This is a genomic window from Chryseobacterium sp. CS2K3, from assembly GCF_059515185.1.
The window spans coordinates 185,413-208,002 of the sequence record NZ_JCAKRW010000003.1; the positions used below are offsets into that span (position 1 = coordinate 185,413).

The 22,590-nt window shown below is 35.4% G+C and carries 23 protein-coding genes; 13 read left to right on the forward strand and 10 right to left on the reverse strand.

The features are described 5' to 3' along the window. Nucleotide 1 precedes the first annotated feature (1 nt). The 8 genes from AC5YGG_RS06165 (at nucleotide 2) to AC5YGG_RS06200 (ending at nucleotide 9,142) form a co-directional block, all read left to right on the forward strand. Complete coding sequence (locus tag AC5YGG_RS06165; RefSeq protein ID WP_496143605.1) at nucleotides 2–352, forward strand: 4Fe-4S binding protein; 351 nt, start codon at nucleotides 2–4, stop codon at nucleotides 350–352. 109 nt (nucleotides 353–461) lie between these two features. After that, entirely contained in the window at nucleotides 462–1,526 is a 1,065-nt protein-coding gene (serC, locus tag AC5YGG_RS06170; protein WP_496143606.1) for a 3-phosphoserine/phosphohydroxythreonine transaminase, read from the forward strand. A gap of 124 nt (nucleotides 1,527–1,650) precedes the next feature. After that, nucleotides 1,651–2,616 carry a D-2-hydroxyacid dehydrogenase gene (locus AC5YGG_RS06175; protein WP_496143607.1) on the forward strand — a complete coding sequence of 322 codons (966 nt, stop codon included), beginning with the start codon at nucleotides 1,651–1,653 and terminating at the stop codon, nucleotides 2,614–2,616. Nucleotides 2,617–2,618: 2 nt separating this feature from the next. After that, the gene (locus AC5YGG_RS06180) at nucleotides 2,619–3,863 is read left to right on the forward strand and encodes a DUF1015 domain-containing protein (protein WP_496143609.1); all 1,245 of its coding nucleotides are present in this window, start codon (nucleotides 2,619–2,621) and stop codon (nucleotides 3,861–3,863) included. Between the two features lie 55 nt (nucleotides 3,864–3,918). Next, nucleotides 3,919–5,325, forward strand: coding sequence for a M28 family peptidase (locus AC5YGG_RS06185; protein ID WP_496143610.1), 1,407 nt, complete (start codon nucleotides 3,919–3,921; stop codon nucleotides 5,323–5,325). Between the two features lies 1 nt (nucleotide 5,326). Then, nucleotides 5,327–6,688, forward strand: a complete 1,362-nt coding sequence (locus AC5YGG_RS06190) for a M28 family peptidase (RefSeq protein WP_496143612.1) — start codon at nucleotides 5,327–5,329, stop codon at nucleotides 6,686–6,688. 4 nt (nucleotides 6,689–6,692) lie between these two features. After that, a complete protein-coding gene (locus AC5YGG_RS06195; RefSeq protein ID WP_496143614.1) occupies nucleotides 6,693–8,051 on the forward strand; it encodes a M20/M25/M40 family metallo-hydrolase in 1,359 nt (452 codons plus the stop codon). An 845-nt stretch (nucleotides 8,052–8,896) separates the two neighbouring features. Continuing rightward, nucleotides 8,897–9,142 carry a hypothetical protein gene (locus tag AC5YGG_RS06200; RefSeq protein WP_496143615.1) on the forward strand — a complete coding sequence of 82 codons (246 nt, stop codon included), beginning with the start codon at nucleotides 8,897–8,899 and terminating at the stop codon, nucleotides 9,140–9,142. Between the two features lie 66 nt (nucleotides 9,143–9,208). Here AC5YGG_RS06200 and AC5YGG_RS06205 read toward each other — a convergent pair whose 3' ends face one another. The 4 genes from AC5YGG_RS06205 to AC5YGG_RS06220 all read right to left on the reverse strand — a co-directional run bounded on the left by AC5YGG_RS06205 (nucleotide 9,209) and on the right by AC5YGG_RS06220 (nucleotide 12,535). Further along, nucleotides 9,209–9,448: a hypothetical protein gene (locus AC5YGG_RS06205; RefSeq protein ID WP_496143617.1), complete on the reverse strand. Its 240-nt coding sequence runs from the start codon at nucleotides 9,446–9,448 to the stop codon at nucleotides 9,209–9,211. Nucleotides 9,449–9,561: 113 nt separating this feature from the next. After that, nucleotides 9,562–10,599 carry a peptidylprolyl isomerase gene (locus AC5YGG_RS06210; RefSeq protein ID WP_228393992.1) on the reverse strand — a complete coding sequence of 346 codons (1,038 nt, stop codon included), beginning with the start codon at nucleotides 10,597–10,599 and terminating at the stop codon, nucleotides 9,562–9,564. Nucleotides 10,600–10,680: 81 nt separating this feature from the next. Next, nucleotides 10,681–11,193: an FKBP-type peptidyl-prolyl cis-trans isomerase gene (locus AC5YGG_RS06215; RefSeq protein ID WP_496143618.1), complete on the reverse strand. Its 513-nt coding sequence runs from the start codon at nucleotides 11,191–11,193 to the stop codon at nucleotides 10,681–10,683. A 271-nt stretch (nucleotides 11,194–11,464) separates the two neighbouring features. Beyond that, a complete protein-coding gene (locus AC5YGG_RS06220; protein ID WP_496143619.1) occupies nucleotides 11,465–12,535 on the reverse strand; it encodes a branched-chain amino acid aminotransferase in 1,071 nt (356 codons plus the stop codon). A gap of 85 nt (nucleotides 12,536–12,620) precedes the next feature. On the opposite strand from AC5YGG_RS06220, the gene mnmC2 reads away from it, so the two are divergent. Both mnmC2 and AC5YGG_RS06230 read left to right on the forward strand, forming a co-directional pair. Further along, a complete protein-coding gene (gene mnmC2, locus AC5YGG_RS06225) occupies nucleotides 12,621–13,295 on the forward strand; it encodes a tRNA (5-methylaminomethyl-2-thiouridine)(34)-methyltransferase MnmC2 (RefSeq protein ID WP_496143620.1) in 675 nt (224 codons plus the stop codon). Nucleotides 13,296–13,420: 125 nt separating this feature from the next. Beyond that, nucleotides 13,421–13,837, forward strand: a complete 417-nt coding sequence (locus AC5YGG_RS06230; RefSeq protein WP_496143622.1) for an NUDIX domain-containing protein — start codon at nucleotides 13,421–13,423, stop codon at nucleotides 13,835–13,837. A 30-nt stretch (nucleotides 13,838–13,867) separates the two neighbouring features. On the opposite strand, the gene AC5YGG_RS06235 is transcribed toward AC5YGG_RS06230, so the two are convergent. Further along, nucleotides 13,868–14,572, reverse strand: coding sequence for a DUF4294 domain-containing protein (locus tag AC5YGG_RS06235; RefSeq protein WP_496143623.1), 705 nt, complete (start codon nucleotides 14,570–14,572; stop codon nucleotides 13,868–13,870). A 51-nt stretch (nucleotides 14,573–14,623) separates the two neighbouring features. Here AC5YGG_RS06235 and chrP point away from each other — a divergent pair, with 51 nt between their 5' ends. Both chrP and rpe read left to right on the forward strand, forming a co-directional pair. Further along, nucleotides 14,624–15,697 (forward strand): chryseobasin maturation metalloprotease ChrP, encoded by a 1,074-nt coding sequence (chrP, locus tag AC5YGG_RS06240; protein ID WP_496143624.1) that lies wholly within the window; start codon nucleotides 14,624–14,626, stop codon nucleotides 15,695–15,697. A 120-nt stretch (nucleotides 15,698–15,817) separates the two neighbouring features. Beyond that, on the forward strand, nucleotides 15,818–16,468 hold the full coding sequence (rpe, locus tag AC5YGG_RS06245) for a ribulose-phosphate 3-epimerase (RefSeq protein ID WP_065394719.1): 651 nt from the start codon (nucleotides 15,818–15,820) through the stop codon (nucleotides 16,466–16,468). Between the two features lie 201 nt (nucleotides 16,469–16,669). Here the strand turns inward: rpe and chrI are convergent, their stop codons facing one another. Genes chrI through chrA form a run of 3 tightly spaced genes read right to left on the reverse strand, consistent with a single transcriptional unit; the run spans nucleotide 16,670 to nucleotide 18,505 of the window. After that, the gene (gene chrI / locus AC5YGG_RS06250; RefSeq protein WP_496143625.1) at nucleotides 16,670–17,161 is read right to left on the reverse strand and encodes a chryseobasin maturation helper ChrI; all 492 of its coding nucleotides are present in this window, start codon (nucleotides 17,159–17,161) and stop codon (nucleotides 16,670–16,672) included. Nucleotides 17,162–17,188: 27 nt separating this feature from the next. Continuing rightward, on the reverse strand, nucleotides 17,189–18,286 hold the full coding sequence (gene chrH / locus AC5YGG_RS06255; RefSeq protein WP_496143626.1) for an MNIO family chryseobactin maturase: 1,098 nt from the start codon (nucleotides 18,284–18,286) through the stop codon (nucleotides 17,189–17,191). Nucleotides 18,287–18,289: 3 nt separating this feature from the next. Further along, complete coding sequence (chrA, locus tag AC5YGG_RS06260; RefSeq protein ID WP_496143627.1) at nucleotides 18,290–18,505, reverse strand: MNIO class RiPP chryseobasin precursor ChrA; 216 nt, start codon at nucleotides 18,503–18,505, stop codon at nucleotides 18,290–18,292. Nucleotides 18,506–18,720: 215 nt separating this feature from the next. Between chrA and AC5YGG_RS06265 the strand changes: the two genes are divergently transcribed. Further along, entirely contained in the window at nucleotides 18,721–20,565 is a 1,845-nt protein-coding gene (locus AC5YGG_RS06265; RefSeq protein ID WP_496143628.1) for an alpha-L-fucosidase, read from the forward strand. Nucleotides 20,566–20,634: 69 nt separating this feature from the next. Here AC5YGG_RS06265 and AC5YGG_RS06270 read toward each other — a convergent pair whose 3' ends face one another. Both AC5YGG_RS06270 and rsgA read right to left on the reverse strand, forming a co-directional pair. Further along, nucleotides 20,635–21,051: a nucleoside-diphosphate kinase gene (locus AC5YGG_RS06270; RefSeq protein WP_034687444.1), complete on the reverse strand. Its 417-nt coding sequence runs from the start codon at nucleotides 21,049–21,051 to the stop codon at nucleotides 20,635–20,637. A gap of 533 nt (nucleotides 21,052–21,584) precedes the next feature. Further along, entirely contained in the window at nucleotides 21,585–22,511 is a 927-nt protein-coding gene (rsgA, locus tag AC5YGG_RS06275; protein WP_496143630.1) for a ribosome small subunit-dependent GTPase A, read from the reverse strand. Nucleotides 22,512–22,590: the final 79 nt, after the last annotated feature.

A 22,590-nucleotide genomic window follows, 5' to 3' on the forward strand; every position in this document is an offset into this window, starting at 1 on the left:
GATGGCTATTAAAATAACTGATGAATGCATTAACTGTGGGGCTTGCGAACCGGAATGTCCAAACAATGCAATATATGAAGGAGCTGTAGATTGGAAAGCTTCTGACGGTACTACTCTTCAAGGGACTATTACATTGCCGTCGGGACTTACTGTGGATGCTGATGCAGCACAGGAACCTGTAAGTGATGATGTGTATTTCATTGTAACAGATAAATGTACAGAATGTAAAGGATTCCATGAGGAACCACAATGTGCGGCTGTATGCCCGGTAGACTGCTGCGTTCCTGATGAGGATCACGTAGAATCTGAGGAGGCTCTGCTTAGCAAAAAAGCATTCCTACACGGCGAATAAAAAAATTCCGTCTCATCATCTGTGAGGCGGCTTTTTTTAACCAAAAATCAAATAAAACCCAAAATTAAGCGGAGAACATCACACTTCAAAGCAACCAAAAAATAAAAATATGAACAAAAAGCACAACTTCAGCGCAGGACCATGTATCTTACCTCAGGAGGTATTCGAAAAATCAGCACAGGCGATTTTAGATTTTAACGGTATCGGATTATCTCTTCTTGAGATTTCTCACAGAAGCAAAGACTTTGTTGCTGTAATGGACGAGGCGCGTGCTATTGTAAAAAGATTGATGAACCTTGGAGATGATTATGAGGTTCTTTATTTAGGAAGCGGTGCAAGCATGCAGTTTGCAATGGTTCCTTACAATCTGATGAAAGTAGGCGGAAAAGCAGCTTACCTGGATACGGGAACATGGGCGGCAGGAGCAATCAAGGAAGCTAAAAAATTAGGTACAGTAGATGTAGTAGGCTCTTCAAAAGAAGAAAACTATTCTTTTATTCCTAAAAATTACTCAGTAGGTTCAGAATATGATTACTTCCACTGCACTTCCAACAATACGATCTATGGAACTCAGATGAAGTCATTCCCGGAAGTAGATACTTTAATGGTGTGTGATATGAGTTCAGATATTTTTTCAAGACAGCTTGATTTTTCTAAATTTGATTTAATCTATGCCGGAGCACAGAAAAACATGGGTCCGGCAGGAGTTACTTTAGTAGTTATCAAAAAAGAAATCCTTGGTAAGACAGGAAGAGAAAATATGCTTTCTATGCTGGATTATTCTCAACATATTTCTAAGGAATCTATGTACAATACTCCCCCTGTATTTCCTATCTACGCTTCCCTATTAACTCTTCAATACCTTGAAAAGAATGGCGGAATCGCAGCTGCAGAGCAAAGAAACGAAGCAAAAGCAAAACTTTTATACGATGAAATTGATAGCAATCCGCTATTCGAAACATTCTGCGTAAAAGAAGACCGCTCATTGATGAATGTTTCTTTCAAAATTACAGATGAAAGTAAGAAAGAAGAATTCGACAACGCATGGAAAGCTGCAGGTATCAGTGGACTAAACGGACACAGAAGCCTTGGCGGATACAGAGCCAGCTTATACAACGCCTTACCTATTGAAAGCGTACAGGTTTTGGTAGATGTAATGAAATCTATCAAATAATTTAAGCATTAAAAAATTCAAAGATTGAAAGATTTAAAAGCAGTTAATTTAAATTTATTAATTTGCGCCCCAGTTTTAGAATTTTGAAATATTTAGATCTTTCAATCTTTAAATCCAATAACACATGAAAGTTTTAGCAAACGATGGAATCTCAAAAGCAGGAGAACGGGTACTAAAAGAAGCCGGAATTGAAATTCTGGACAATAGAGTTGCCCAAGATCACGTTATTAATTTTATCAACGATAATAATGTGGACGTTCTTCTTGTAAGAAGCGCAACAAAAGTAAGACAAGAATTGATAGACGCATGTCCCGGGCTTAAAATAATAGGTCGTGGCGGCATCGGGATGGACAACATTGATGTAGAATATGCAAAAAGCAAAGGGATAAAAGTAATCAATACCCCTACAGCATCTTCAAAATCTGTTGCAGAATTGGTTTTCGGACACTTCTTTTCATTAGCGAGATTCCTGCATGAATCAAACAGGCTAATGCCTTTGGAGGGAGAAACTCACTTCAATGCCATGAAAAAATCATTCAACAATGCGTATGAACTTTCAGGAAAAACATTAGGAGTAATTGGTTTTGGAAGCATTGGACAGGAAGTTGTAAAAATAGGAATTGCCTTAGGAATGAAAGTACAGGTACTGACAAGAAGTCCAAAAACAGAAGTTCTTACACTGAATTTCTTTGACGGACAGTCAGTGAACTTTGAAATCACTTCTACCAATGATATGGATACATTCCTTAAAGAAGCAGACTTCATCAGTATCAATACTCCAAAAACCAATGAATACATTATAGATACACCACAGTTTGAAAAAATGAAAGATGGTGTCTATATTGTAAATACTGCAAGAGGTGGTGTCATCAATGAAGTAACGCTGATTGACTTCATCGAATCTGGAAAAGTGGCAGGAGCCGCATTAGATGTTTTTGAAAACGAACCTAGTCCGGAACTTCCGTTACTTATGAACCCTGCATTATCACTTTCTCCACATATAGGAGGAAATACGATAGATGCGCAAGAGAAAATCGGTATCGAACTTGCGGAACAAATTATTAAGCTACAAAAAGAAACTATAAGATAAATATGCCTATTTTTAAACCTTTCCGTGGAATAAGACCTCACAGAGACTTTGAGGATACTTTCCCTACTCATCCACTGGATAATTTTACCCAGGAAGAAATAGCAGAAAAAGCTCAAGTTGAAAATACTTACATCAATATGATAAAACCATATGTTGTAAGCAAATCCAAGGATGTAGACCGAAACCTGAGAAAGATCCGCGCCACATTTGAAGAACTTCTGGAAGAAAAGAAATTGGTCCAGGATAATTCTGCATATTATCTTTACGAACAAATATACCCTAATAAACAAATATTCAGAGGGCTTTTAGGTCTTGCAAGTATTGAAGATTTCTGGAATGGAAAAATCAAAAGACACGAAAGTACTATTCCACAGAAAAAAGAAAAGCTGGCTCATTACCTTGAAAAAGTAAGCCTGCAGGCAGAACCTGTATTACTTACCTATCCTGCCAACTCAAAAATTGAGTTGCTGATGAACCACGAAGAAAAAAACGTTCCTATTTTCAACCATGTAGATAATTTGGGAATCAGACATAAAATCTGGAGAATAGACAACCGTTTAAAACTACAGCAGTTTAAAGAAGTAATCGATCAGATTGATTCATTCTATATTGCTGACGGACACCATAGAATTGGTTCAACAGCATTAAATGCAAAAAAACTTAAGGAGAAAAATAAAAGACACAACGGTACAGAGCTTTATAACTTTGTATATAGCTTTATCGTTTCAAATCAATCTATCAAAATCCACGACTATAACAGAATCTTACATGATCTGAATGGTCTTTCCAGTGAACAGTTCCTGAAAGAACTTGAGCAGTATTTCCTGATCCACGAAAAAGGAGAAACCCCATACTTCCCTTCTCAGAAATTCCATATTTCAATGTATCTGGATGGTAAATTCTATTCACTTCATGTGAAGCATGACCTTCGTTCCAGAGAAATGTCATTGGATAACCTAGACCACCATTTATTGGATAAATATATTTTTAAAGGTATTTTAAAAATCCAGGATCCGGATAGTTCCGAATTAATTTCTTACGTAAAAGGAACTTCCAATATTAATGGAATCAACATTATAAAAGATAAAATAGACAGCGGAGAAGGAAAAGCAGGCTTTGGAATTTATCCTGTAAGTTTTAATGATATGATTAAAATTTCAGACCTAAAACTAAGCATGCCTCCAAAATGTACATTTATTGAGCCGAAATTGATTACAGCACTGTTAATGTACGACATGAAACCTTAATAAATTCCTAATTTTTCCCTACTTTTAACAGCGGAAAAAGAAAGGTAAAATAAAAATGAAAAAAATATTCATTATACTTCCACTCTTTTTGAGTGGATTTTTATTTTCTCAAAAAAAAATCCAGAAGAAACCTGCCGGCAGAACAGCAATTCCTGTAAAATTAAATTATCACGATGAATTCAAAAGAATCTCAGACGAGATTATGACCAATGGCAGAGCTTATGACAATCTTGGAGAACTTACAAAGGGAATCGGACCGCGTTTCAGTGCAACACCTGGCTATGCAAGAGCAGTAGAATGGGCTGAGAAGAAGTTTAAGGAAATCGGCATTAATATGATCTGGAGACAAGAAGCCAAAGCTCCTATCTGGATCAGAGGAAAAGAATCCCTACAGATAAAAGCAGAAAATGGAGACTGGAAAACCATCAGAATGCTTTCTTTTGGCAACTCCGAAGGAACAGGCGGAAAAGATCTGACAGGTGAAATTGTTTTAATCAATTCCACTTCTGAGCTTAATGCAATGTCAATAGGACAGTTAAAAGATAAAATAGTTTTCGTGAATGTCCCTATGGACCCAAAAATCATTAACACAAGCGACTCCTATTTACAAACAGCAAAATCAAAATTAATTTCTGCTTCTGTCATCGCTAAAACAGGTGCAAAAGCATTAATTATAAGATCATTAACCACAGCTAATGATGATACCCCTCATGCTAAAATGATTTACTACGAACCAGATGATAAAGTCAAAATTCCGGCATTATCAATTGGTGTAAAATCAGCAGATGAGCTGGAAAAAACTTTAAAAAAGCAAAAGGTAATTGCTAAAATCAATATGACCGCCGAATCAAAAGGCAGCACTACAAACCCAAATATCATTGCAGAAATTCAGGGTAAAAAAGACTCTAAAGTCATTGTCTTAGGGGCTCAGCTGGATTCCTGGGATATCGGTGAAGGAGCAACTGATGATGGAACAGGCGTTGCCCAATGTATCGAAGTGTTGAGAACATTAAAAGCACTTGGATATGAAAATAACCACACCATCCGTGTAGTTTTGTACGCCAATAGTGAAAACGGTGGGCAAGGTCGTGAAATGTATGCGGCTTATGTCAAAAAAAGAGAAGAAAAACACATCTTTGCCTTAGGAACAGATGCCGGAGGTTATTCGCCAAGAGGATTTTCTCTCGATATGTCTCCACAAAGAAGAAGACTAGTTTCTCCCTGGAAAGAATATTTTCTTCCTTATGGAATTTATGATTTCGATCAGACAGATGCAATTCAGGACATTTCTCCTCTGAAAAAGCTGGATATTCCTTTAGCAGAGCTTGTGGTAGATACACAAAGATATTTTGATTATCACCATTCCGAACAAGACACATTTGATAAAGTGAATAAAAGAGAACTTCTTCTCGGAGCAGTTGCAATGACACAGATGATTTTTATGGTTGATAAAAACTGGTAATATGAAAAAAACAATCACTTTATCTTTATTAGCCTTAGGAACTCTCTCTTTATTCGGTCAAACTAAAGAAGATTCAATCCAGTTTAGTAGAATTTCCACCGAAATTTTAAATAATGGAAAAGGTTATGATGAGCTGCGGGAACTTACTAAAAATATCGGCAATCGTTTAAGTGGTTCGCAGGCTTACGAAAAATCCGTACAATGGGCAGCTCAAAAACTTCGGGATGCCGGTGCTGATAAAGTATGGCTTCAGGAAGTCATGATTCCAGTCTGGGTAAGAGGAAAAGAATCCTTATACATTAAAACTTCTAACGGAAACTGGAAAAGTCTTAAAATGCTTTCCCTTGGAAACTCTGAGGGCACCGCCGGAAAAGATGTTTCAGGAGATATTATCATGGTAAAATCCCTGGAAGAATATGACAAACTTCCTGCTGAGAAGATAAAAGATAAGATTGTTTTCTTTAATTACCCTTTCAATCAGGGAAACGTGCAAACTTTCATTTCCTATAGAGATGCTGGTGCCTATAGAAGAACTGCCGCCACATTAACGGCTAAAAAAGGTGGTAAATTTGCGATTATCCGTTCTCTTTCCTCAGCGTTCGATGACATTCCCCATACCGGAAATATGCGATATGAAGAAAATACCGTCAAAGTACCCGCTATAACCATAGGAAATACTACAGCCGATGAACTGGAAGCTTTATTAAAGAATCAAAAAGTTACTGCAAAACTTAACTCTAACTGCGGAATGAAAGGCGAAAAACTCTCCCACTCTGTCATCGGTGAGATTACAGGCAAAAAAGACCAAAGTGTAATCGTAGTTGGCGGACATCTCGATTCTTGGGACATCGGAGAAGGTGCTCATGATGATGGTGCCGGAATTGTTCAGAGTATTGAAGTGTTAAGAACCTTCAAAAAACTGGGAATACAAAACAATCATACCATCAGAGCAGTCTGTTTCGCAAATGAAGAAAACGGAACAAAAGGAGGAAAACAATATGGTAAGATAGCAAAGGAAAGCAATGAAAGACATCTTTTTGCCATAGAATCCGATGCCGGAGGATTTTCTCCCAGAGGAATTTCATTGGAGATGGATGATACAAAAAGAAACCAAATCCAAAGTTGGGTACATCTCTTTTTACCTTATGGGATTTATAACTTTGAAGGAAAATATTCAGGGTCTGACATTGCTCCACTCCATGAGATGGGCGTTCCAACAGCAGAACTCGTCCCTGAGCCACAACGTTATTTTGACATTCATCACACCGAAGAAGATACTTTTGAAAAAGTCAACCGTAGAGAATTACTTCTCGGCTCCACGGTCATGACACAACTTATTTATATGATAGATAAAAATTGGTAAAACCATGAAAAAGATATTAGGAACTACATTACTCCTTTTGGGAATGACTGTTTTCGGGCAGACCAAAGAAGATTCAATACAATTCAGTAAAATTTCTCTTGAAGTTTTAAATAACGGAAAAGGCTATAATGATCTGCGTGAACTCACCAAGAACATTGGTCATCGTTTAAGTGGCTCAGAAGCTTATGAAAAATCCGTAAAATGGGCAGAACAAAAACTTCGTGATGCCGGAGCTGACAAAGTATGGCTTCAGGAAGTTATGATTCCTGTTTGGGTAAGAGGAAAAGAATCCCTACACATCAAAACCTCAAACGGAAACTGGAAAAGCTTAAAAATGCTATCCCTTGGTAATTCAGAAGGAACAAACGGTAAAGATGTTTCCGGTGAAATTATCATGGTAAAGTCTATGGACGAATACAATAAACTTACACCTGAACAGGTAAAAGATAAAATCCTATTCTTTAATTATGCATTTAAACAGTCATTCATAGAAACATTTAAAGGATACGGTGATGCCGCAAAGTACAGAACAACAGCAGCTTCCTTAACCGCTAAAAAAGGAGGAAAATTTGCAATTATCCGATCTCTCTCATCAGCTTTCGATGATGTTCCCCACACCGGAGCAATGCGTTATGAAGAAAACACATCCAAAATACCAGCTGTAGCTATCGGAAGTACTACCGCTGATGAACTGGAAATCTTATTAAAGAATCAGAAAATTACAGCAAAACTGAACTCCAACTGCGGAATGAAAGGAGAAAAGCTTTCCCACTCTGTCATTGGTGAGATTACAGGTAAAAAGGACCAAAGCGTAATCGTTGTCGGTGGACACCTTGATTCTTGGGATGTCGGCGAAGGAGCTCATGATGATGGCGCCGGAATCGTGCAGAGTATTGAAGTATTAAGAACTTTCAAAAAATTAGGAATACAAAATAACCATACTATCAGAGTGGTTTGCTTTGCCAATGAAGAAAATGGCGTAAAAGGCGGAATCCAATACGGAAAAGAGGTTAAAGAAAATAATGAAAAACACCTTTTTGCCATTGAATCAGACGCCGGAGGATTTGCTCCAAGAGGAATTGCCTTAGATATGGATCAAACCAAAAGAAAGCAGATCCAAAGTTGGTCTAAACTATTCCTGCCGTACGGAGTGTATAACTTTGAAGAACAATTTTCAGGAACAGACCTTTACCCACTTCATGATATGGGAATTCCTGCCGCTGAGCTGATGCCTGATTCTCAACGTTATTTTGATATTCATCATACAGAAGAAGACACCTTTGAAAAAGTGAACCGAAGAGAACTTCTATTAGGTGCTGTTACAATGACACAGATTATCTATATGATTGATAAGAATTGGTAACAGAATACTATTACTATATATAAGACCCCGTTGAATTCTATAAGATTTGATGGGGTTCTTTTGATCACGAGTTATTAGTCCCAAAAAACACAAAAGAATTCTTCCAGAAAGACAGATTTTTATCTCTCTTTATTTTGGAAATTCAATAGAAATGGACTTTAGTCCATTTATCATAAAAATAAATCCCGCATTGGCTTTAGCCAAATATAAATAAAACCAGCTAGTTCTGATCCAGGAGAGCTAAGTTCCTTCATTCTCTTCCATACTCAAATCTAATTCTTTATTTTAAGAAAATAGTTTTATTAATCATTTTAACAATTCCACAAGCAAAATTTATTTTTCTTCGTTTAAGGAAATAAACCATAAAAAACACTGAAAAACAACAAAATAAAACATAATAACTCAAACTGTTAATTGTAGAGTTATCACTTTGGCATGATATTCGCATGTTATTTCTCGAGAAAAAAATTATAAAAAAGCACTAAGGATGAGAAAAAAGGTTTTCTGTGGATTTTCAGTTTTCCACTGATTCAAAGTTCATATTGATGTATATGAATCCTTTTTTTTCTACGATGCCGTAAAAGATACGGGTTCGTGAAAAATGACCCTCGGTTTATTTTTCACAGCAATCTTGCGCCCCGTATCTGACTGGTATCATAAATTTCCATGAATCTATATTGATTCTAAATATTTTTAATCCCGGACTTTATGCCCGGTATAACGATATAAATAAACGGCAAAGTTATCACGAACCTTAGCCCAGTAAAGAAATATGCCTTTCTTTTTACCGTGATAATAGCGTTGCTTTATTTCTAATTAAATGTATAACCCTTAAAATGTTAGTAATGATGAGAGCCTTTTTTGAAATGATTTTTAAGAGAAATGAAGATGCTGCGAAAATGCATATCTGGAGCTTGCTTTTGGTATTGAGTTTTGCTGCCTTTTCTGTATTGGTATACAGCTTGAAACCAAGTTTAAATAGCTTAATAATATATCTGACCGCCTTTGCCGCTTATATCGGCTTTGGTCTTTTATTCATCGGTTCCCTTTCCGGAACAGGTATGAAAAAAAGAATTGGCAGAGGCATATAACTTTTAATTCTTTCTTTTACTGAAAAACCACCTTTTTGAAGGGTGGTTTTTTTATCATTTTACATTTTATTCTTTAAAAATATCTTTCATCATTTTCTCAAGAAATTTTGTAGTTTCTTCTTCAATCATTTTTTCAGATTTTGCTACGAGTTCCGCATGAAAAGGCTGGCAGCAGGCTTTTATTCCAAATCCTTCATCAGTTTTCACAAATTCCGGATGTACATTATGTTCTTTACAAACTTCAGCTTCTATTTCCTGTTTTATTAAGTCATAATTAAGGTCAAACATATTTTCTATTTTATTCATTGGTGAATGATAAAGATAGGAATAATTTTTATTTGCTTAAATCAGGGTTTCTACGGTATTGAAAATCAAAAAGCCGTCCTTTTCAGGACGGCTTTCATATCTTAAAGATTCAATTATTTTACTTTAACAAGCTCAACATCGAAAATTAACCAAGAGTTTGGCGGAATAACTCCTCCTGCTCCTCTTTCTCCGTAACCCATTGCTGGTGGGATCAATAATGTAGCAGTTTCTCCTTCTTTCAATAATAGGATACCTTCATCCCATCCTTTGATCACTCTTCCCATTCCGATTGGAATTTCGATAGGCTCATTTCTTTTGAATGAAGAATCGAATTCAGTTCCGTCTACTAATTTTCCTGCATAGTGTACAGAAACGTTATCACCTGCTTTTGGAGCTTTACCGTCAGCAGTCTTAGTGATTTTATAGTAAAGACCAGATTCAGTTTTTTGCATTCCTGCTTTTAAACCTTCAACTAATTTTTCCTGATTTGCTTTGAATTCTTCTTCTCTTTTCTTCTTTTCAGCTTCTTCTTTAGCAATGAAAGCTTTATTATTTTCTGCGATTTTAGCTTTTCCTTCGTTGAAAGTTTTAGCAGCATCGTAGTTCTTATACTCATCACCTTTACCGAAAATAGAAACTTTCTCTAAAACAATATCTGTTTTAGGTTTATCCTGCGCTCCTTTTTCAACATTAGCAATCGTATCAATAACATCAATACCTTTTACTACTTTTCCGAAGATGGTGTGTCTTCCGTCTAACCAAGGTGTAGCAACTTCAGTGATGAAGAACTGAGAACCGTTTGTATTTGGTCCTGAATTCGCCATAGAAAGAATTCCTTTTCCTGTGTGTTTAAGATCGTTTCTTTCATCTTCAAATTTATATCCAGGATCACCCATTCCAGTTCCTTGAGGATCACCTCCCTGGATCATGAAATCCTTGATTACTCTGTGGAAAATAGTTCCGTCATAGTAAGGAACTCCTTTAGCCTTAGCTTTGTTGTCGATTTTCCCTTCAGCAAGACCGATAAAGTTGGCTACAGTTACTGGTGCTTTCTTGTCCTCAAACTTAACAATCATGTTACCTTTTGTGGTTTGAAGATTTGCATAAAGTCCGTCATTAAGACCTTCGTAAGTTTCTTTGTCTACGTTCATTTTTTTATAAATTGGGGTACAACTCATCAGCGAAATACTTGCCGCTGCCAGAATTATATTCTTGTTAAACAATTTCATGTATTATAAAGCTTTTAATTTTATGATTAATGGGATATCATTGTCTATTTTCTTTTCGTCTCCAAAAGTTCCGTAAGCCAAAGAAGACGGTACCAAAAGCGTCACCTCCTCTCCATCATGTATAAAACGTAAAGCATTCTCCACCGCTTTCAGTTCATCAAAATGCCCAAATTTGGCATCTCTTCTTTCAAAAGGTTGATCATAGATCTTGGTTTGATCAAAGTCATACAACTCATAAGAATAAGAAATCAGCGAATTATCTGCTCTCCTTTCCCTGCGATCAAAACCATCCACTGTCACCCAGTAATTAAGCTGCGTAGGATAAAACTTTATGTTTTGTCCATTAATCCAATCCTGAATCTGCCCTCTTTCAATGGTGTTCAGGTTTTTCATTCTATTCTTAGAAACGTCCAGATCTTTCTGGCTTAAAACACCGCCTACAGGAGGATGCGCCGTCTGTGCATTTCTATTGCAGCTCAACAAACTTATGGCTGATATGAAGAGTAATTTTTTCATAAACTTTTGCGAAAATACACATTTCGTGAATCAATTACAAAAGTTGATACAGAAATATAGTAATGTATTAATGCAGCAATATAGCAATAATAGCCAAAATAACTTTTAAACCTTTAAGATGAATTTAAATTTTAAAGAAAATCAACCATATACTTCAACTACATTCTATAAAAAACTTCTTCCTGTAACTAAATTTTTAATAGGTATTTTAAAATAAAAAAAGCCAGGAATTTCCCGGCTTTATATTATATAGTGTATTGATGAAATACTGTTAAACTGTTTCAAGTGCGTGATCTACAGCTACTCTCCATCCAAATGGATCTTCAGAAAGGTTATTTTGAAGATCTACTAAGTCTTTCTTAAGAATCGCAGCATAGCTTTCCTCGTCAGATAATCTTGGAAGTTCTAATTTCTCACCTTGATATCCTAAAGCCTGGAACTGAGTTGTCACAACTGCTGTACCTACTCCCCAAACTTCTTTTAGCTCTCCACCTTTCAAAGCTTCAATTACTGTTTTTACCGGAATGGGTTCTACTTTTACTTCAATACCTCTTTTCTTAGCTAATTGAATGAAGCTATCTCTTGTAACACCGTCAAGGATCTTCTCAGAAGTTGGAGGTGTATAGATTGTATCGTTGATTCTTACAAATACGTTCATTGTACCACTCTCTTCGAAATATTCGTGAGTAGCATCATCTGTCCAGATAATTTGCTCATATCCTTCTTCGATAGCTAATTGAGTTGGGTAGAAAGAAGCGGCATAGTTTCCTGCTGCTTTAGCAGATCCTACTCCTCCGTTTGCAGCTCTTGAATAGTGATCAGAGATTTTTACAGAAACGGGTTCTGAATAGTAGCTCTTAGCTGGTGTTGCAACGATAGCAAACATATATTTCTCAGAAACTCTAGCTTTCAAAGCTTCTTCTGTAGCAAAAATCAATGGTCTGATATATAAAGACATACCTTCTCCCTGAGGAATCCAGTCTCTGTCAATATCTACTAATGCTTTTAATCCGTCTAAAAACATTTCCTCAGTCACCTCAGGCATAGCAAGACGCTTCGCTGACTTATTGATACGTTCAAAATTCTTTTCAGGTCTGAAAAGGAAAACCTGCCCGTCTTTGTCTTTATAGGCTTTCATACCTTCAAAACAAGCTTGCCCATAGTTTACTCCCATCATAGCAGGTGTAAATGGAATCGGACCGTAAGGAACTAATTTTACATCACCCCATTTTCCGTTTTCGTACTCACAAATGATCATATGATCTATGAATGTACCTCCAAATGAAAAGTTGTTTGGGTCAAATGTAGAAATTCTGGAGTTTTCAGTTTTTTGAATTATCATTTTTTAAAATTTTTACGATGTTCTACAAATTTAACATAATTTTCTAAATATAAAAATTTTAGAGTAAATTTGACAAAAAATTAGCTTGAAAAGAGAAATTAAGACCACAAAAGACGGAAGTAAAACATTGTTTATAAGTGAGTTAGACGAAAATTATCATTCTCACAATGGCGCACTTCAGGAAGCAGAACATGTGTTTATTAAAAATGGACTAAATTTAATAAATGATTACGAAATTAATATTTTAGAACTAGGTTTTGGAACAGGTTTGAATGTTTTGGTGACAATTAATGAATATTTAAAAACTGACAAAAATCATGTCATCAATTATTTTTCGCTGGAAAAATATCCCATAAATGAATCCGAAGTTAACGATTTAGCTTATTTTGAACTTTTTGATAACCCTGAGTTAAAAAATATTTATCAGAAAATTCATCTGGAAGATTGGGAAAAGTCAGTTGAAATTATTAGTGGATTCAACTTAAAAAAGATAGAATGTGATTTTTTCGACCTAAAGAACATTGATCTACCTAAAATCAACCTTGTTTACTTTGACTGTTTCGGAGCAAGAGTACAGCCTGACCTTTGGGAAAAGCCGTTATTCGAAATGGTTTCTGACAAAATGGCGCTTAACGGATTATTAACAACCTATTCATCCAAGGGAAGCGTAAGAAGAATACTTAAGGAACTGAATTTCCAGGTAGAGAAAAAACAAGGTCCCCCAGGGAAAAGAGAGATGATTAATGCGGTTAAACAATAAAAAAACAATAAAGGTAAAATACTAAATAAGGTCTGACAGCAAATTCGATTTTCCGTTGTTTTAGCTTTATTTGCCTCAGAAAAATTCATTACCTTTAACTATATAAAATATTATACATTATATATATGATAGATAAGATCAACATTAGAGTGTATGGCTGTGCAGTAAAAGATAAAAAAGTTCTTACCTTATTTGAGGAATATGCCGGTGAACCTTTAGTGAAATTTCCAGGTGGCGGATTGGAGTATGGTGAAGGGACACTTGAGTGTTTACATCGTGAGTTCGATGAAGAGCTGAATGTAAAAATAGATGTTGCAGAACATTTTTATACCCAGGAAGACTTTCTGGTTTCCCGCTTCAGAGAAAATGAGCAACTTCTTACCATATATTATATAGTAAACATTGTAGATGAAAAAGAATTTCTGATTCTTGATCCCTGCATTGAAAAAACAGAATGGATGGATATTGACAGACCAGACAATCCCTTCCCTCTTCCTATCGACAAAATTGTATTTGATAAATTAAAAGAAAAATTCCTGTAAGCACTTCTTACAGGAATTTTTATGTTATTATTATTTTCTCACTTTAAAATCATTGGCTCCAGGGTAAGGTTTTAAATATCCTGAATTCCAATTGGACTGAAGTAGGGATTCTACAAATTCATCAGTTCTGTTTTTATGTGGGTCATAACGGTCTTTTAAATCAATATCAGCCATCTTTCCTTTTAAGTTCCACCAAAAAGCACTGAATCCGCCTCTAAGTTCTTTAATAATTTCGTATACGTTTTTACCCGTAGCCCTGTTCATTAGCTTGGCAAAAACCTGTCCTTCTGTTGTAGTAAGATCTCTAAGCTGTTTTTCATATTGATCTGCAAGCATATTTTGTCTTTCTCTTACAAACTTTCGTTTAGCCTTGCTATCCATATCATTCATATCTACCTGAATATCTCTGTACTGCTGTAAAGCGGTTACAAATAAAGGATATACTCTATACAGCTTTTTGTTAAGGAAATAGTAGTAATTTTTATCCAGTTGATTGTTAAATCTAGGTTTATTAACCAAAACCAGCTCATCTAATACTACCACAGGCTCTCCGTTTACTTCATAAATTTTCACCTTCTGCTGCTCGTCGTAATAATATTTATTGCCAAATTCATCCACTTTAAGGGATTCAGGCGGGTATTGATTGAGAGGTTTTGCAACCACAGTATCCTTTTGACCAAAAACACTGACTCCAAAAAAGAAAACAAAAAGACAAATAATCTTATTAAAATTCATTATTTTTACACTTATAAGAACAAAAATTAAACGCAAAAATCATTCCTTTTTATGAAATTTGAAAAGAAATCTTTGAAATTTTTAGAAAAATATTTAAACACCTCATCGCCAACAGGTTACGAGCACGAAGGACAAAAAGTCTGGATGGATTACATCAGACCTTATGTTGACAAAATTGAAGTAGATCATTATGGAACCTGTTATGGGATCATTAATCCGGAAGCTGAGTTTAAAGTAGTGATCGAAGCGCATGCTGATGAAATTTCATGGTACGTTAATTATATTACTGATGACGGGCTTATTTATGTAATCAGAAACGGAGGTTCCGACCAGACCATTGCTCCTTCAAAAGTAGTACATATCCATGGGGAAAACGGGATTGTAAAAGGAGTATTCGGATGGCCTGCTATTCATACGAGAGGCAACCAAGATGAACCGACTCCAAAAATCGAAAATATTTTCATTGACTGCGGTGCCACAACTAAGGAAGAAGTGGAAAAAATGGGAATCTTTGTAGGATGTATGATTACTTACCCTGATGAGTTCTTTGAAATGAATGACAGATATTTTGTCTGCAGAGCTTTGGATAACAGAATCGGAGGATTTATGATTGCTGAAGTAGCAAGACTTTTAAAAGAGAATAAAAAATCTATTCCATTTGGTCTTTATATTACCAATTCTGTACAGGAAGAAGTAGGTTTATATGGCGCTGACATGATTGCTGATACTATTAAACCTAATATAGCGATTGTAACAGACGTTACCCATGATACCACTACACCGATGATAGAAAAGAAGAAAGAAGGCGATCAGAAATGCGGTGCCGGACCTGTTGTATTCTTCGCACCAAGCGTTCATCATACCATCAGAGAACTTATCATTGATACCGCAAAAACTAAAAAAATCCCTTATCAAAGAGCTGCAGCAAGCCGATCTACAGGAACAGACACTGATGCTTTTGCTCATTCTAATGGCGGAGTACCAAGTGCATTAATTTCCTTACCTTTGCGCTACATGCATACAACAGTAGAAATGGTATCTAAAGAAGACGTAGCCAATGTTATTACACTGATCTACGAAACTGTTCTGAGAATCAAGCCGGAAATGAAACTGAAGTATCATTAAAGAAATTTGATAACAAATATCAGGCATTAGACTCCAACAACAGCACTCTAAATCTGATATCTGATGTCTATTATCTGATGTCTATTATCTGAAATCTAAGTAAAAGTATAAAAAGTAAAAATGAAAACGAAGCTTATTGCTCCATCCCTTTTATCAGCAGACTTTGGGAATCTGCAAAGAGACATTGAAATGTTAAACAGATCTCAGGCAGACTGGTTCCACATCGACGTTATGGACGGTAGATTTGTACCTAATATTTCATTTGGTTTCCCTGTGATGAAAACCGTTCAGCAGCATGCTAAAAAATTCGTAGACGTTCACTTAATGATCGTTGAACCGGAAAAATATGTTGATGAATTCATTAATCACGGTGCAGATCTTATTTCCGTGCACTATGAAGCATGTACACATCTTCACAGAACAATTCATCATATTCAGAGTAAAGGAGCAAAGGCTGGGGTTGTATTGAACCCTTCCACTCCGGTTTTAATGCTTGAGGATATTATTGCAGATGTAGATTTAGTATTATTAATGAGTGTAAACCCTGGATTCGGAGGGCAGAAGTTCATTGAGAATACGTACAAAAAAATTGCAGAAACTAAGGATTTAATCTTAAGCAATAATTCTACAGCACTTATTCAGGTAGATGGAGGTGTAAATCTTGACAACGCATCCAAACTTTTCGAAGCAGGAGCCGATGTTTTAGTTGCGGGTAATGCAGTATTCTCTGCGGAAAGCCCGGAAAGAACCATTGAGCTTTTAAAAATTTAGAAAATATTTCTTTACATAACAAAAGGCAGTCCCTTGGGGCTGCCTTTTCTCATTGGGATTTAAGTTGCCGTGGTTATTAATTTTTCTTACAAAATTCTTTAAATGTGTAAATCCTTCTTACTAACTACACAAATTTCTGAATAAAGTACCACAAAAGTATCCGTAGAAATACGGAATTTAAGATTTAAGTATTTCTACCCACTACCCTTCCTTATTCCATATACAGGCACAGACAACCAGTGTAATACTGATTACCGAAAAAACAGTTCTGATATTATTAAAAAAATTCCATCTATTTTCAAAACTTTCACGCATCTGTTTAATAGCTTCTCTTGTTGAATTGGAAATATCGAATTTATCAAGGGTATCATTCATCGGTACATTTCCCGCTATCGTAACGCCAAAAACACCGATCAGATAAGCTAATGCCGCCAATAAAAGAAAAATAAAGGCAGGCTGTTGACCTCTCATCAGAAACGCAGATACAGGAAGAAGAACTGCCGTTCCCATAAAGCTCATAAAAAAGAACGGGTTAAGAATTTCCCTGTTAATATTCTGCATTGCTTTCAAATATTCTGTGTCATTCAATTTTCCTAAGCCAAGAACTACAGAGCATGAATAAGCATAAAAAAGTCCGGCAATAAGCGCCGTAAGCACTGTGGTAATAATGAGTACTACTGTTGTCATTTTCATATAATTTGATTTGTGGTGAATTTCTTCTTAGTAAGGATTCCATTTCTTGAGAATGTTTTGGGCAGTCATGATCATTTCTTCATTCCAGATTTCCGTATCAAAATATTGAAAATCCTGTTTTCTAATCAATTCCGGATCAACGTTATCAAAAAGGAGTTTTGTCAATCTCGTTTGCTCCTCATACAAGACCATGTCCTGAAGAGGTTCTTTTGAAATATTCATCTCTTTTTTATTCCAAAAAGACTCTTCTCTTCCTGACCAATCCAACTCATTAATTATTCCCTGCGCTTTTACAAAATCATTCAAAAAATTCTGCTTGTCTTCTTCCGTTTTAATGCTATGTCCCAACCTTTCGATAATGATATATTCCACTTTTTTACACTGTGATAAAACGGAAGGTAAAATAGCCCATATTTCATCAGGAATGTCATCATCATGAGTATCTCTTCTAATTGATTTTTTCCCATAAACACTCTCCTGCCAGCTTCCCCCAGAAAGATGAATTTCTTTCACTTTATCCAGCGGATACGATTGAACAATTTCCTGCATATCCACTTCAAAATTACAGGCTTGACAATAGATATTATGAAGATCCAGAATCAGAAATCCATCAATATCTTCAATCAGTTGATCAAGAAATATCCCTTGCTGTTTTACATCATCTACCGAAAAAGAAAATGCCAGATTTTCAATTCCTACCGGGATATTTACAACGTCCTGAAGCCTGGAAAGCCGATCTTTTCCGATCAGCAATGTCTGAGAATGTAAAGATACAGGCAATGGAACTCCCTGGTGAAAATTTTCAGTATTCATAAAGCCAAAATGCTCGGTGATATGATTATAGTTCCTTTTACGAACCTCTTGCTTTAATTTTTCAAGCCAAACCATTTGTCTGTCATTCCATTTAGCATCAAATAGTGAGTAATAAACACCATGACCTATCAGACGGTTATTTTCAGAGTAAAAATTGAGAAGATCATTTAGCCATTCAGGTTCTTTGACATTGTAAAAAGTATCAAACGACCATTCGAGTAGTTCTATTGAACTCTTTTGTAATAAAGGCAAAATAGCAGAAACAAATTCTGCTTCTGCCATCATTGATATTCCTAAGAGTGGTTTTTTCATATTTTATCCCAGTCCACAAGCCGGACAATAGCCCGGTTCATGCTTAATTGTATCTTTTGTAATAGGTAATTTGGGAATCCTCGGCTTTTCTGCTGTATCGGATTTCACTATCTTTTTAACTTTCTTTACCGGCTTTTTTGTTTTCGTGACAGGTTTTGTTGTCTGTGCAGTAACACCTACCGTCAATAAACTCGCCATTAATAATGCTGGAATTTTCATAATTGCTTTTTTACATAATTTACAATAAGCGTTCCATTTATTACCCTTCTAAAATACAACAAATTATGTTTGAATGCTTTACAATTTAAACCAATGAGATTAATTTGGTTAATAATAAAAAATGAAACAATTTAATATCAAAAAATTCAAATGAAAACGAAGCGATCTCGGGAAAATAGATATTCTTTAATTATATTTAGCATAAAAAATTAATCATGAGAAATAAGCTGTTCAAAGCTCTTTTCCTTGGAGTAGTGTTATCTGTATCCGGCAGCTACGCAAAAGCACAATCTGCTGATCATAAGAAAATGGAATGGTTTAAGAATGCCAAACTGGGTATTTTTATTCATTGGGGAATCTACTCTGTAAATGGAATATCGGAATCCTGGTCTTTTTTCAACAATTATGTGAACCATGAAAATTACATGAAGCAGCTTAATCATTTTTCAGCTTCAGACTACCAGCCAGAGCAGTGGGTAAAACTTATCAAAGAATCCGGAGCAAAATATGCTGTAATTACAACTAAACATCATGACGGAGTTTCACTTTGGAATTCACAATCTGAAAATGCCATCACAATCCCAAAAAATTCTTTAGCCAAAAAAGATGTTTTAACTCCTTTTTTATATCAACTCAAAAATTCAGGATTAAAAACTGGACTGTATTTCTCTCTCCCTGACTGGAGTCACTCCTTTTATGATATCAATACAAGAACAAAAAAACGGTACGATAGTAAGAAAGATCCACAGCGCTGGCAGAATTTTGTAAATTACTATCAATCACAATTGAATGAGCTTTCAATACAATATAAACCTGATCTTTTATGGTTTGATGGAGATTGGGAACATACTTCCGAAGAATGGAAAGCCTCACAGACTTTAGACCTTTTAAAGCGTTATAATTCCAATATTATCATCAATTCAAGATTAAATAATCATGGAGATTATGATACTCCCGAACAAGGAGTTCCTGTTATCGCACCACAAAGCCCATATTGGGAACTCTGTTACACCATGAATGATTCCTGGGGATATCAGCCATATGATGACAATTATAAAACATCCAATATGATCATCCGTACCCTTGCCGATGTAATCAGTATGGGAGGAAACTTATTATTGGATATCGGACCAAAATCAGACGGAACCATTCCGGAAAAACAAGCGGAGATATTGAAAGATCTGGGAAAATGGACATCAAAGCATGCTTCTGCTATCTATGAGACAAACCGAGGAATTCCTTTTGAAAATTACAAAGGAAAATCAGCCTTATCTACATCCGGAAAATCTTTATTTCTTTATTTGGAAGAAGCAAAAAGCTTTACTAAAATTTATGGATTGGGAACAAAACCTATTTCCGCAAGAATTATCAGTGATTCCAAAGCTGCGGTAAAAATAGATTATAGCACAGAAAAAACTTTAACATTGAATTTTCAAAATACAAACTTTGATAAAGATGTAACCGTTGTTGAAATTAATTTTGAAACCCCGCCTCAATTCCTGACAGACTTTAAAGAGGAAAAAATATCTTTATCTGCTTTGCTGGCGAATCAAAACACTCAATCTGCAGTATATGATATGACAAATGCGCTTCATAGTGGAAATAATGTCACAAATAATTCAGGGCTGACAAATGACGGACTTGACATGTCACTAAAAAAGACATCACAAACCAATCCTGAAATCATCAATTGGATGAGTAAACACGCTGAAGCACTTTTTGAAACAGAAAAAGGATTACCTGACGGACATTATTCCGGGATGAGTGCACTTTCAAAGGATAAACAAACCTTATATCTTTTTGTTGAAGGTACTCCAACGGGTCCTATCGCTCTGAAAGGAATAAAAAATGACATTGCCAGAATAAGAATTGTAGGTGACGGAACACTGCTCTCCCATAAAATCTATAACAAGCTTTACTGGAGTGACAGACCGGGAATTATTTATATTGATATACCGAAGGAAAGGCTTGATAAAAACATGACTGTTATTGCTGTTCTTCTTAATAAACCTCTTGAGCTTTACAGAGAAAAAGTGGGAGCAATAGAGAACAATCTTTAATGATAACAATATGACTAAAAAACAAAAACCGGAGAATATCTCCGGTTTTTTATTTTGTAAGAAAATTTCTTAGAAAATCTCTCTTCCTGAAAAATGGAACTGAGCTTCGATTAAAGCGTTCTCGTCAGAATCTGAACCGTGAACAGCATTCTCTCCGATGCTTCTAGCGAACATTTTTCTGATAGTACCTTCTGCAGCTTCTGCAGGGTTAGTAGCTCCGATTAATGTTCTGAAATCTTCAACTGCGTTGTCTTTTTCTAAAACTGCAGCTACGATAGGACCAGAGCTCATGAATTCTACAAGTTCACCGTAAAATGGTCTTTCAGCATGTACTTCATAGAATTTTTTCGCGTCAGCAACTGTAAGCTGAGTTAATTTTAAAGCTTTGATTTTGAAACCTCCTTCAGCAATCTTACCTAATATAGCACCGATATGTCCGTCAGCAACAGCATCAGGCTTAATCATAGTGAATGTAATGTTAGACATAAATGTATATTTTTTTAATGGTGCAAAATTACAAAAAATATCCGTGATTTTTATTTTAATTTTTTTTTAACATAAAAATAACTTTTATTAAGAAATCATGAACCAAACTTTGGCACAGTAATTGTTTATTCTATTGCGATTCTCATGTTTAATTTGAGTTTTCATGGTTATTAGTTTTTACCCAGCTTCGGCTGGGTTTTTTATTTTCAAAAAACAGGGCTTATTTTTAACAAATTGATAAAATTACAGCCTTCAAAAAAACATATTAATATATTATTACTAAAATTTCAGTTCATTAAATAATAGCTTAATTTTAGAATTTTGTTTTTTCTGTAAAATCAAAAAACGGCAAAAGTGGAGTTATGTTCAAAAAAATTCGTTTCAAAAAGTAGAGTTATTTAAAAATGAAATATTTTTCCAATGTAAAGAATAAAAATTACTACTCTTTAATTTAAACAATGTATAATTTGAATATAAAAGTAAACCGACCAGTATGTACTGATCGGTTATTATTTTGTAAAAAGTATATCTTGTTATTTTTGAGAAGCTTCCTCTGCCTCATCCATTAATTTGATATAAGTAGAATAACGGGAATGCTGAATTTCTCCGGTTTCCAAAGCATCAATAACAGCGCATTTCGGTTCATTTACGTGAAGACAGTTGTGGAATTTACATTCTTCTCTCTTTTTAAAAATCTCAGGAAAATAATGTTGTACTTCTTCTTTTTCAATGTCAATCATGGCAAATTCACGTACTCCGGGGGTATCGATTACGTTTCCGCCAAAATCCCAGAAATGCATCTGAGCAAAGGTTGTGGTATGCTTTCCTTTTAAATGGGTATCTGAAATTTCAGAAGTTTTTAAATTAAGCCCAGGCTGCAAAGCATTTACCAAAGTGGATTTCCCACACCCCGAATGTCCAAAGAATACGGATGTTCTGTCTTTAAGCAACTCCTGAAGCTGATCAAGGTTCAATCTGGAATAAGACGAAATTTCCAGCGTATCATATCCTATTTCCTGATAAAGAAACTCAGTATCTTTTACAATTTCAATTTCCTCTTCATGCAACACATCAATCTTATTGAATAAAATTAATGGTTTAATATTGTAAGCTTCACAACAAGCAAGAAATCTGTCCAGGAACCCCAATGAAGTTTCCGGATGTTTCAGCGTAAAAATAAAGCATGCAAGGTCTATATTGGAAGCAATGATGTGAGCTTCTTTTGAAAGGTTTACCGATTTTCTGATCAGATAATTGGTGCGTGGTTCTATTTTGGTAATCCATGCAATATCATCCTGTTCAAGCTGAAATTCAACGAAATCTCCTACAGCAAGCGGATTGGTAAGTCGTGTTTTAATAAGCTTAAACTTTCCTCTGATTCTGGCTTCGAAAATTTTATTGGTTTCCAATTCCAAAACCTGATACCAACTGCCTGTAGATTTAATGATTTTTCCTTTCATAGATAATGTTAGTGCAAATATAAGCAATTAGGGCTTAGGATTCGGGAAATAGGTTTAAAAAACAAATGTTTCATCTTTC

Coding starts and splice junctions, on each gene's coding strand:
- AC5YGG_RS06185 (WP_496143610.1), top strand. CDS start 3,919: ATGAAAAAAATATTCATTATACTTCCACTCTTTTTGAGTGGATTTTTA.
- AC5YGG_RS06200 (WP_496143615.1), top strand. CDS start 8,897: ATGATGAGAGCCTTTTTTGAAATGATTTTTAAGAGAAATGAAGATGCT.
- AC5YGG_RS06235 (WP_496143623.1), bottom strand. CDS start 14,572: ATGAATTTTAATAAGATTATTTGTCTTTTTGTTTTCTTTTTTGGAGTC.
- AC5YGG_RS06270 (WP_034687444.1), bottom strand. CDS start 21,051: ATGTCTAACATTACATTCACTATGATTAAGCCTGATGCTGTTGCTGAC.
- AC5YGG_RS06220 (WP_496143619.1), bottom strand. CDS start 12,535: ATGATAATTCAAAAAACTGAAAACTCCAGAATTTCTACATTTGACCCA.
- rsgA (WP_496143630.1), bottom strand. CDS start 22,511: ATGAAAGGAAAAATCATTAAATCTACAGGCAGTTGGTATCAGGTTTTG.
- AC5YGG_RS06210 (WP_228393992.1), bottom strand. CDS start 10,599: ATGAACGTAGACAAAGAAACTTACGAAGGTCTTAATGACGGACTTTAT.
- AC5YGG_RS06265 (WP_496143628.1), top strand. CDS start 18,721: ATGAGAAATAAGCTGTTCAAAGCTCTTTTCCTTGGAGTAGTGTTATCT.
- AC5YGG_RS06190 (WP_496143612.1), top strand. CDS start 5,327: ATGAAAAAAACAATCACTTTATCTTTATTAGCCTTAGGAACTCTCTCT.
- AC5YGG_RS06215 (WP_496143618.1), bottom strand. CDS start 11,193: ATGAAAAAATTACTCTTCATATCAGCCATAAGTTTGTTGAGCTGCAAT.
- chrA (WP_496143627.1), bottom strand. CDS start 18,505: ATGAAAATTCCAGCATTATTAATGGCGAGTTTATTGACGGTAGGTGTT.
- chrP (WP_496143624.1), top strand. CDS start 14,624: ATGAAATTTGAAAAGAAATCTTTGAAATTTTTAGAAAAATATTTAAAC.
- serC (WP_496143606.1), top strand. CDS start 462: ATGAACAAAAAGCACAACTTCAGCGCAGGACCATGTATCTTACCTCAG.
- chrH (WP_496143626.1), bottom strand. CDS start 18,286: ATGAAAAAACCACTCTTAGGAATATCAATGATGGCAGAAGCAGAATTT.
- AC5YGG_RS06195 (WP_496143614.1), top strand. CDS start 6,693: ATGAAAAAGATATTAGGAACTACATTACTCCTTTTGGGAATGACTGTT.
- AC5YGG_RS06180 (WP_496143609.1), top strand. CDS start 2,619: ATGCCTATTTTTAAACCTTTCCGTGGAATAAGACCTCACAGAGACTTT.
- chrI (WP_496143625.1), bottom strand. CDS start 17,161: ATGAAAATGACAACAGTAGTACTCATTATTACCACAGTGCTTACGGCG.
- AC5YGG_RS06165 (WP_496143605.1), top strand. CDS start 2: ATGGCTATTAAAATAACTGATGAATGCATTAACTGTGGGGCTTGCGAA.
- rpe (WP_065394719.1), top strand. CDS start 15,818: ATGAAAACGAAGCTTATTGCTCCATCCCTTTTATCAGCAGACTTTGGG.
- AC5YGG_RS06175 (WP_496143607.1), top strand. CDS start 1,651: ATGAAAGTTTTAGCAAACGATGGAATCTCAAAAGCAGGAGAACGGGTA.
- AC5YGG_RS06205 (WP_496143617.1), bottom strand. CDS start 9,448: ATGAATAAAATAGAAAATATGTTTGACCTTAATTATGACTTAATAAAA.
- AC5YGG_RS06230 (WP_496143622.1), top strand. CDS start 13,421: ATGATAGATAAGATCAACATTAGAGTGTATGGCTGTGCAGTAAAAGAT.